Consider the following 9,085-nt stretch of genomic DNA (forward strand, 5'->3'; position numbering starts at 1 on the left):
CCATTATAGGGCCATTTCCAGGTCCGTCAACACCTCGCCAACAGGCCCTTCGTACCACCACCTCGACCGCCCGGCCCAAACCGCTGAACCGTCACCGCCGAAGCGAGCCGCCCATTATGCAGGCCTTTTAACATCGGTCAAGCACTTCGTTCAAAGCCGCTGACCAATCCACCTCCAGCCTCACCAGCAGAACCGGTGCCGCAGAAGCGGGGGGCGAATTATGCAGGCTTGAAGTCGTTGGTCAAGCACTTGCGGAAGCGGTGGCTACCGGTCCTCCCACTTGAAGCGAAGGCTGCCGAGCGTTGTTTGATGCAGGCCACTTCGGCACCAGGTTGCGGCATTTGCCTCGGTGCGGCAGTAACGCCCTTGGCTGCCCTCGGCAAGCGCACAGCTGGTGAGGCGGGTTTCCGTACACCCTGGAACAGGCAGCAGACTTCAGCAGCAGAGGTTGGACCGGCAGGACGCGACGGGCCGATACTGGTCACCCTTCCTTCCAAGCCACGGCCATGTCCCGGCCTTCCACCCCTGGCCTGGGTGCCCGCCAGGCACCTGCCTGCGATGTCGCTTGCGGCGCCGAGCTGCCGCTGCCGATGGCGCGCATTCGCCTGGCCCTGTTCCTGGCAGGTTTTGCGACCTTCTCGCTGCTGTATTGCGTGCAGCCGCTGCTGCCGGAGTTTGCGCGCAGCTTCGGGGTGAGCGCGGCGGCCAGTTCGCTGCCGCTGTCGCTGGCCACCGGTGGCCTGGCGATCGCGATCTTCTGCGCCGGCGCGGTCTCGGAGAACCTGGGCCGGCGCGGGCTGATGTTCGGCTCGATCGCGCTGGCGGCGCTGCTCAACGGCATCGCCGCCTTCCTCCCGCACTGGGAGTCGCTGGTGGTCGTGCGGGCGCTGTCGGGGGTGGCCCTGGGCGGCGTGCCGGCGGTGGCGATGGTCTACCTGGCCGAGGAATTGCCCGCACACCGGCTTGGCGCGGCCACCGGCCTGTACGTGGGCGGCAATGCCTTCGGCGGGATGATGGGCCGGATCGGGATGAGCTTTCTGACCGACCATTTCGACTGGCGCACCGCGATGGCGGTGCTGAGCGGCTTCGACCTGCTGGTGGCGATCGGTTTCGTGCTGCTGCTGCCGCCTTCGCGGCATTTCGTGCGCAAGGCCGGGGTGAACCTGCGCTTCCACCTGCGGGCCTGGGGCGGGCACCTGCGCGACCGGCAGCTGCCCTGGCTGTTCTCGATCCCGTTCCTGCTGATGGGCACCTTCGTCAGCGTCTACAACTATGCCGGGTTCCGCCTGGGCGGGCCGGAGTTTGGCCTGAGCCAGAGCCAGATCGGCCTGATCTTCAGCGCGTACGTGTTCGGGATCGTGTCCTCGTCGGTGGCCGGCGCGGCTTCGGATCGCTTCGGCCGCGGGCCGGTGGTGCTGGCCGGGATCGGCTGCGCCCTTGCCGGGGTCCTGGCGACGCTGAGCCATGCACTGCCGGTGGTGGTGGCCGGCATCGTGCTGCTGACCATCGGCTTCTTCATCGCCCACTCGGCTGCCAGCGCCTGGGTTGGCCGGCTCGGCCGGGCCAGCAAGAGCCATGCGGCCTCGCTGTACCTGCTGGCGTACTACGTGGGCTCCAGCGTGGTCGGCTCGGTCAGCGGCTGGTTCTGGGAACACGGCGGCTGGGGGGCGCTGGTGGTGTTCTGCGTGGTGCTGCTGATGCTGGCGCTGGTTGCCGCCCAGGTCCTGCGCCGTGGTGCCGACGATAGCCGGCCCTACGGCCGCTTCGGTCCACAGCCGGCGCGCGGCGAGTGAGCATGCAGATGCAGTGCCTGGGCCATCTGCGGCCGAACCTCGCCGGGAGCGTGGCCAGCGGTGATTTCCATGCGCGTGGAAGGGCAGCGGGCGGCGCGTTCGTCACGGGGGCCGCGGCATGAGCACGCCGGCGCAGCTGCAGGATTTCGTCGAACGGCACGAGCGGATCTTCGTGCTCACCGGCGCCGGCTGCAGCACCGATTCGGGCATTCCTGACTATCGCGATGCCGATGGCCAGTGGAAGCGCGCCCAGCCGGTGACCTACCAGGCCTTCATGGGCGAACACGCCACGCGCCAGCGCTACTGGGCGCGCAGCCTGGTCGGCTGGCCGCGCTTGCTGGCGGCGCGTCCCAATGGCGTGCACCACGCGCTGGCGGCGCTGGAAGCGCGCGGGCAGACCTCGCTGCTGCTGACCCAGAACGTGGATCGCCTGCACCAGGCCGCCGGCAACCGCCAGGTCGTGGACCTGCACGGGCGGCTGGACCTGGTGCGCTGCATGGACTGCGAACGGCGCACGCCGCGCGCGGACTTCCAGGCCGAGCTGGTCGCGCGCAATCCCGGCTGGGACACGCTGGACGCCGGCATCGCCCCGGACGGCGATGCAGACCTGGAGGCCGATTTCGATGCCTTCCATGTTCCGGCCTGCACGCACTGTGGCGGCATCGTCAAACCCGACGTCGTGTACTTCGGCGAGCACGTGCCGCGCGAGCGCGTGCAGGCCGCCCAGCACGCGCTGGAGACCAGCGAGGCGCTGCTGGTGGTGGGTTCGTCGCTGATGGTCTATTCGGGATTTCGCTTCGCCCAGTGGGCGCACAAGGCCGGCAAGCCGATCGCGGCCCTGAACCGCGGCCGCACCCGTGCCGACGCGCTGTTGACGCTCAAGGTGGAGCACGACTGCGCCCAGGCGCTGGCCTTCCTGCTTGCGCCACCGCCGCGCGCGCAGGATGTGGGGCGTGAGGATTGGCAGCGCGCTTCGTGACGCAGTGATCCACCGATCCGGTTGAGCGGGTCGCTGGCAACCGCTGCAATGGCGGTCTCGACCGCCACCCGGATTCCCCGTGAGCCAGCTGTTCTCCCCCATCGCCCTGGGACCTGTGTCCCTGCCCAACCGGATCGTGATCGCGCCGATGTGCCAGTACTCGGCCGATGAAGGTCGCGCCACCGCCTGGCACGCGCAGCACCTGGGCAGCCTGGCCCAGTCCAGCGCCGGCCTGCTGATCCTGGAAGCCACCGCGGTGGAACCGCGCGGGCGCATTTCCTGGGCCGATCTGGGCCTGTGGGACCAGGCCACCGAAGACGCGCTGAAGGCCGTGGTCGATGGCATCCGTGCCTGGTCGCCGATGCCGCTGGGCATCCAGCTGGCCCATGCCGGACGCAAGGCCTCCACCCACAAGCCGTGGGAACACGGCGGCTCGGCCATCGCGCCTGGGCAGGAACACGGCTGGCAGACCGTCTCGTCCAGCAACCGTCCGTTCAACGCGGGCGACCCGCCGCCGCAGGCGCTGGACCAGGCCGGCATCGAGGCGGTGATCGCCGCCTTCGCCGACAGCGCGCGCCGTGCGCACCGGCTCGGCTTCGAGGTCATCGAGCTGCATGGCGCGCACGGCTACCTGTTGCACCAGTTTCTCTCGCCGCTGAGCAACGACCGCAGTGATGGTTATGGCGGCGTCCTGGAAAACCGCCTGCGCCTGCCGCTGCAGGTGTTCGATGCGGTGCGTGCGGCGATACCGGACAGCGTGGCCGTCGGCATGCGCATCTCGGCCAGCGACTGGGTCGACGGTGGCTGGGACGTGGCCCAGAGCATCGCCCTGGCCCAGGCGCTGGAAGCACGCGGCTGCAGCTATCTGCATGTCTCCAGCGGCGGCCTGGATCCGCGCCAGCAGATCAAGCTGGAAGCCGGCTACCAGGTACCCTTCGCCAGCCAGATCAAGGCCCGGCTGACGACCATGCCGGTGATCGCGGTCGGCCTGATCACCGAGCCCGACCATGCCGAGCGCATCGTCGCCGAGGGCAAGGCCGATGCGGTGGCCATCGCCCGCGGCATCCTCTACGACCCGCGCTGGCCCTGGCATGCCGCCGCGGAACTGGGCGCCACCGTGCGCGTCTCGCCGCAGTACCTGCGCTGCCAGCCGTACGGTGCCAAGGGATTGTTTGGCTGACGGGGGTCCAGGCCAGGGCCCTGACCAAGGCCAGCGCGCGTCAGACCGGGGCGGGCGTCAAGTGGCCCACGCTTGCGTGCAACGCCGCTTGAGCATGGGCACGTGCTGCGGCTAAGGTGCAGGCGCGCGCCACAGGTGTGGGCGGCACGGTGTCAACGGAGGGCACGATGCAGGCTGGTTCCAGGCAAACCGCGCATGCGCCTTGTTGGCGCAGGAGTGATCCATGAGCGCACCGGCACCGGCGCAGCCGCATTCGTCCGAGCTCATCGGCCCGGACCATCCCGAACACCCGGAGCATCGGCTGTACCAGCAGATCGCCCGCGGCGTGCACCGGCTTGATGCCGAAGTCGGCCGCACCCCGGACCAGGCCAGCGCGCGCATGATCGCCCGACTGTTGCCGCTGGCCCGCGAGAAGGGTTTCCGCCGGGTGGACCACGTGGTGCTCAGCCGCCACATCGGCCTGGTCGAACAGGGCGAGAACGTGTTCCTGGTCCAGGGCAGGCTTGACGATCCGGCCCACAAGCGCGCCTTCATCAGCACCGACGAGGCCACGGCCACGCCGGTGGCCGATTCACTGGAGCGGCTCGAGGCAGTCAACGCGCAGCGCCGACGTCGACGCAGGTCCGGCGCCCAACACGACGACGACTGAAACCATCGCCCCGCAGCGGCCGCGGGGTTGCGTAAGATGCCGGCCCCATGCGCCGCGACCACATCCTCACCCTCTCCTGCCCGGACCGCACCGGGATCGTCTACCGCGTCAGCGGCCTGCTGTTCGAGGCCGGCTGCAACATCCTGGATGCGCAGCAGTTTGGTGATGCCGATAGCGGGCGGTTCTTCCTGCGCGTGCATTTCGATGTGCCGCCGGCACTGGAGGCGCAGGCGCTGCGCGCGCACTTTACGCCGCTGGCTGCGGAATTTGCGATGGACTGGCAGATCCACGACGCCCACGCCAGGGCGCGGCTGCTGGTGCTGGTGAGCAAACACGGCCATTGCCTCAACGACCTGCTGTTCCGTGCCCACAGCAGGCAATTGAACGTGGACATTGCCGCGGTCGCCTCCAACCATCCCGACTTCGGCCCGCTCAGCCAGTCCTACGGCGTGCCGTTCCATCACCTGCCGGTGGATGCCTCCAACCGCGCGCAGCAGGAGCAGGCCATCATCGACCTGGTCGAAGGCGAGCGCATCGACCTGGTGGTGCTGGCGCGCTACATGCAGATCCTCTCGCCGGCGCTGTGCACTGCCCTGGCCGGGCGCGCGATCAACATCCATCACAGCTTCCTGCCCAGCTTCAAGGGCGCCCAGCCCTACCACCAGGCGCACGCGCGCGGGGTCAAGATCATTGGCGCGACCGCGCACTACGTGACCGCGGACCTGGACGAGGGCCCGATCATCGAGCAGGACGTGGCCCACGTGAACCACGCCATGACCCCGCGCGACCTGATCCGCCTGGGCAGCGACATCGAGTCGGTGGTGCTCGCGCGCGCGGTGCGCCGCCATGTCGAGCACCGCATCCTGCGCAACGGCCACCGCACCGTGGTGTTTCGCTGATGGGCCCGTGGCTGGGCCTGGTGCTGGTCGCGCTGGCGCTGGGCCTGGTGCTGGCGCTGGTGGCGGTGGGCGTCAAGCTGCTGCTGGAAAAACGCAGGCGCTGAGCCGGATTGCAGTTGCCGCGCGCCGGTGCGCTGGTCGATGTGCAAGCGCTAGGCTGGTGTTTCCACAGACGATGCGGGAGGTCACATGAGCGAGCCGGTCTATCACGTGGTGGGCAGCTACCTGTCGCCGTACGTGCGCAAGGTGCTGGTGTGCCTGGGCCACAAGGGCCTGCGCTACGCCATCGACCCGATTGCGCCGTTCCTGGGCGGCGATGAATTCGAAAAGCTCAGCCCGCTGCGGCGCGTGCCGGTGCTGGTCGACGGGGCGCGGGTGATCAACGATTCCAGCGTGATCTGCCAGTACCTGGAAGACCGTCACCCCACCCCGTCGCTGTATCCGGCCGACATCGGCCAACGCGCGCAGGCGCGCTGGCTGGAGGAATACGCCGATGCGCGCCTGGGCGAGGTCATCATCGCCAGGATGTTCTATCAGCGCGGGCCCAAGCGCTTCCTGTTCAAGGAGGAAGTGGACGAGGCGTCCTTCAACCGCGCCCGCGACGTGGAACTGCCCGCCTGCCTGGACTGGCTGGAACCGCAGATGCCGCAGGAAGGCTATTTGCTCGGCGCGCTGTCGATCGCCGACATCGCCATCGCCAGCTTCTTCCGCAATGCCGCGTTGGTGCGTTTCGAAGTCGACGCCGCCCGCTGGCCGCGCACTGCGGCCTGGCTGCAGCGCATGTTCGCCCTGCCCGAATTCGCCCGCCTGGCCAGGATCGAAGACACCATCGCCCGGGTGCCGCTGCCGGAACAGGCGCAGGTGCTGCGCGCGCTGGGCGAACCGGTCACCGAAGCAACCCTGGGCACCACCACTGTGCGCAAGGGCGTGATGCGCCTGGATTGAGCGGGCGTGCGGCGGATTTTCCCGGCTCGCGCGTGCGTCCGGGCCCGCCGGCGTCGGACCCGATCCACCCTGACCCAGCCAGAAATGGAGCCGGGCGCGGACGATGGCCCGGCTGGAAGACAGCCTGGGCGCGCGTGAGCTGCAGCTCACGCGCGCGCAATGCGCACGGCTGGACGATACCCGCATGGGTGCGGCACCGTTTTCCGCAGGACGCGCCACGTGCGCCGCTGGCGCCTGGCAACCTGTTTGCCACCACGCGGCTGCAGCCGCCCCCTGATCCCGTTTTGCCGCCAAGGAGTATCGACATGAAAACCCGCACACTGGGCCGCACCGGCCCGAGCGTTTCGGCCATCGGCCTGGGCTGCATGGGCATGAGCCACGCCTACGGCCACTACGACGACACCGAATCGCTGGCCACGCTGGACCGCGCGCTGGAGCTGGGCATCAACTTCTGGGACACCGCCGACATCTACGGCCCGCACACCAACGAGCAGCTGCTCGGCCGCGCGCTGCGGGGCCGACGCGAGCAGGTGTTTTTGGCGACCAAGTTCGGCTTCGTCGCCAACAGCGGCCAGTTCGGCAGCGCGCAGGGACCAAAGGTGAATGGCTCGCCGGCATACGTGCGCCAGGCGGCGCAGGCCAGCCTGCAGCGTCTGGGCACCGACCACATCGACCTGTATTACCTGCATCGGCTGGACCCGGCCACACCGATCGAAGACACGGTCGGGGCGATGGCGCGGCTGGTCGAGGAAGGCAAGGTCCGCTACCTGGGCCTGTCCGAGGTTTCGGCCCAGACCCTGCGCCGCGCCCATGCGGTGCATCCGATCACCGCGCTGCAGAGCGAGTACTCGCTGTGGACGCGCGAACTGGAAACCAATGGCGTGCTCGATGCGGTACGCGAGCTTGGCATCGGCCTGGTGCCGTTCTCGCCGCTGGGCCGTGGCTTCCTGACCGGCACGATCACCGCCCAGGACGACCTGGAGGAAGGCGATTTCCGCCGCAGCAACCCGCGCTTCCAGGGCCAGGCGCTGCAGGCCAACCTGCGCCTGGCCGAGACCGTGAAGGCGGTCGCGGCCGAGCTGGGCGCCACCCCGGCGCAGGTCGCGCTGGCCTGGGTGCTGGCCCAAGGTGAGCACGTGGTCCCGATCCCTGGCACCAAGCGGCGCAAGTACCTGGAAGACAACGCCGGCGCGGTCGCGCTCACACTCCCGGCCGATGTGCTGGCCAGGCTCGAGGCAGTCTTCCAGCCCGATGTGGCCGGCCCGCGCTATGGCGCCACCGAACTGGCGCTGGTGGACCGCGGCCGGTAGCGCCCGCAGTCTGCAGCGTCGGTCGAAGGCCGATCATGCGGGGCGTAAAATCCCCGCATGAACACCCCCCAAGATTCGCTGCTGGGTCGCACGGTCGCCTATCCCGCGCACTACGACCCGGACCTGCTGTTTGCGATTGCGCGCGCCGGTGCGCGTGCCGAACTTGGCCTTGACAGCGCCGCTCTGCCCTTCGTCGGCCACGATCGCTGGCATGCCTACGAGCTGGGCTGGCTGGACCTGCGTGGCAAGCCGCAGGTGGCGACCGCGACACTGACCGTGCCGCAGGACTCGCCGAACCTGATCGAGTCCAAGTCGCTCAAGCTCTATCTCAACTCGCTCAACGCCACCGGCTTTGCCAGCGCCGAGGCGGTGTGTGCGCAGATCGCGCAGGACCTGTCCGCGCGCGCCGGAGCGCCGGTGACGGTGGCGCCGGGGCTGCCGGGGTTTGGCCACCACGCCGATGCACTGCTGCTCGATACGCTGGAGCTGGACATCGACGACTATGGCCCGCCCAATCCGGGGCATCTGGCCGCAGGCAGCCACGTGGTCAGCGAGACCCTGGTCTCGCACCTGCTCAAGTCCAACTGCCCGGTCACCGGCCAGCCCGACTGGGGCAGCGTGGTGCTGCGCTACGAAGGCCCAAAAATCGACCACGAAGGCCTGCTGCGCTACCTGGTCAGTTTCCGCGAGCACGCTGGCTTCCACGAGCAATGCGTGGAGCGGATCTTCGTCGACCTCAGCGCGCGCTGCGCTCCGATCAGGCTGTCGGTGGAAGCGCGCTATACCCGGCGCGGCGGCCTGGACATCAATCCCTGGCGGGTCACCCCGGGTTGGGAAGACCACGCGCCGGCGCCGCTGCGCGAGTTGCGCCAGTAACCTCGCGCCGACAGGGGCGCGATGCCTTGCCCCGGCGGGCTGTGCAAGGGTGGGAATGCACGGAGGGGCTTGCGGCTGGCGTTTGGCTCCGAGCCTGGCCGGGGCGGCGTATCGAACCCTTCCGCGCCGGCAGAGAACACGCCGCCGCAGAGCAGTCGGCCTGCGGACAAGTAAGCCGCATCATCATCGGAAGGAAAAGACAAAGGGCGCGGTGCAGACCGCGCCCTTTTCGTCATCGGATTTCCGTGCATCGCGTGCGCCCGACCCTCACCCCAACCCCTCTCCCGGTGGGAGAGGGGCTTAGAAGCCATGGCTCCAACGCGCTAGCTAGGAGTCTGTCGGGCTTTGGCGGTCGAGGCGAAAATTCGGCTGCGCGAGGACAGATTTTCGGCGATTCGCCGCCCCATAGTGGTTCTATGGGGCAAGAAGCGACGGAAATATGGACCGCACAGCC

8 protein-coding genes are annotated in these 9,085 nt (G+C 68.9%); all 8 read left to right on the forward strand.

Annotated elements, in window-relative coordinates:
* Positions 1-590: 590 nt before the first annotated feature.
* The 8 genes from D9R12_RS15410 (at position 591) to queF (ending at position 8,631) form a co-directional block, all read left to right on the forward strand.
* Complete coding sequence (locus D9R12_RS15410) at positions 591-1,793, forward strand: MFS transporter (protein ID WP_122231724.1); 1,203 nt, start codon at positions 591-593, stop codon at positions 1,791-1,793.
* 118 nt (positions 1,794-1,911) lie between these two features.
* Positions 1,912-2,772 (forward strand): NAD-dependent protein deacetylase, encoded by an 861-nt coding sequence (locus D9R12_RS15415; RefSeq protein WP_122231721.1) that lies wholly within the window; start codon positions 1,912-1,914, stop codon positions 2,770-2,772.
* A gap of 79 nt (positions 2,773-2,851) precedes the next feature.
* Positions 2,852-3,952, forward strand: coding sequence for an NADH:flavin oxidoreductase/NADH oxidase (locus D9R12_RS15420; protein WP_014162137.1), 1,101 nt, complete (start codon positions 2,852-2,854; stop codon positions 3,950-3,952).
* A 223-nt stretch (positions 3,953-4,175) separates the two neighbouring features.
* Complete coding sequence (locus D9R12_RS15425; protein WP_014162138.1) at positions 4,176-4,601, forward strand: XVIPCD domain-containing protein; 426 nt, start codon at positions 4,176-4,178, stop codon at positions 4,599-4,601.
* Positions 4,602-4,648: 47 nt separating this feature from the next.
* A complete protein-coding gene (gene purU, locus D9R12_RS15430) occupies positions 4,649-5,500 on the forward strand; it encodes a formyltetrahydrofolate deformylase (protein WP_014162139.1) in 852 nt (283 codons plus the stop codon).
* A gap of 189 nt (positions 5,501-5,689) precedes the next feature.
* A complete protein-coding gene (locus D9R12_RS15435) occupies positions 5,690-6,445 on the forward strand; it encodes a glutathione S-transferase family protein (RefSeq protein ID WP_122231723.1) in 756 nt (251 codons plus the stop codon).
* 305 nt (positions 6,446-6,750) lie between these two features.
* Positions 6,751-7,755 carry an aldo/keto reductase gene (locus D9R12_RS15440; protein WP_014162142.1) on the forward strand — a complete coding sequence of 335 codons (1,005 nt, stop codon included), beginning with the start codon at positions 6,751-6,753 and terminating at the stop codon, positions 7,753-7,755.
* 57 nt (positions 7,756-7,812) lie between these two features.
* The gene (queF, locus tag D9R12_RS15445; RefSeq protein WP_014162143.1) at positions 7,813-8,631 is read left to right on the forward strand and encodes an NADPH-dependent 7-cyano-7-deazaguanine reductase QueF; all 819 of its coding nucleotides are present in this window, start codon (positions 7,813-7,815) and stop codon (positions 8,629-8,631) included.
* Positions 8,632-9,085: the final 454 nt, after the last annotated feature.

Origin of the sequence: Pseudoxanthomonas spadix, assembly GCF_003703395.1 — a bacterium.
In the GTDB taxonomy this organism is placed as follows: Bacteria; Pseudomonadota; Gammaproteobacteria; order Xanthomonadales; family Xanthomonadaceae; genus Pseudoxanthomonas_A; species Pseudoxanthomonas_A spadix.

What these genes read in the sequence shown, in the direction of transcription:
- D9R12_RS15435 (WP_122231723.1), top strand. Translation starts at nt 5,690, where the DNA reads ATGAGCGAGCCGGTCTATCACGTGGTGGGCAGCTACCTGTCGCCGTAC.
- purU (WP_014162139.1), top strand. Translation starts at nt 4,649, where the DNA reads ATGCGCCGCGACCACATCCTCACCCTCTCCTGCCCGGACCGCACCGGG.
- D9R12_RS15425 (WP_014162138.1), top strand. Translation starts at nt 4,176, where the DNA reads ATGAGCGCACCGGCACCGGCGCAGCCGCATTCGTCCGAGCTCATCGGC.
- D9R12_RS15410 (WP_122231724.1), top strand. Translation starts at nt 591, where the DNA reads ATGGCGCGCATTCGCCTGGCCCTGTTCCTGGCAGGTTTTGCGACCTTC.
- D9R12_RS15440 (WP_014162142.1), top strand. Translation starts at nt 6,751, where the DNA reads ATGAAAACCCGCACACTGGGCCGCACCGGCCCGAGCGTTTCGGCCATC.
- D9R12_RS15415 (WP_122231721.1), top strand. Translation starts at nt 1,912, where the DNA reads ATGAGCACGCCGGCGCAGCTGCAGGATTTCGTCGAACGGCACGAGCGG.
- queF (WP_014162143.1), top strand. Translation starts at nt 7,813, where the DNA reads ATGAACACCCCCCAAGATTCGCTGCTGGGTCGCACGGTCGCCTATCCC.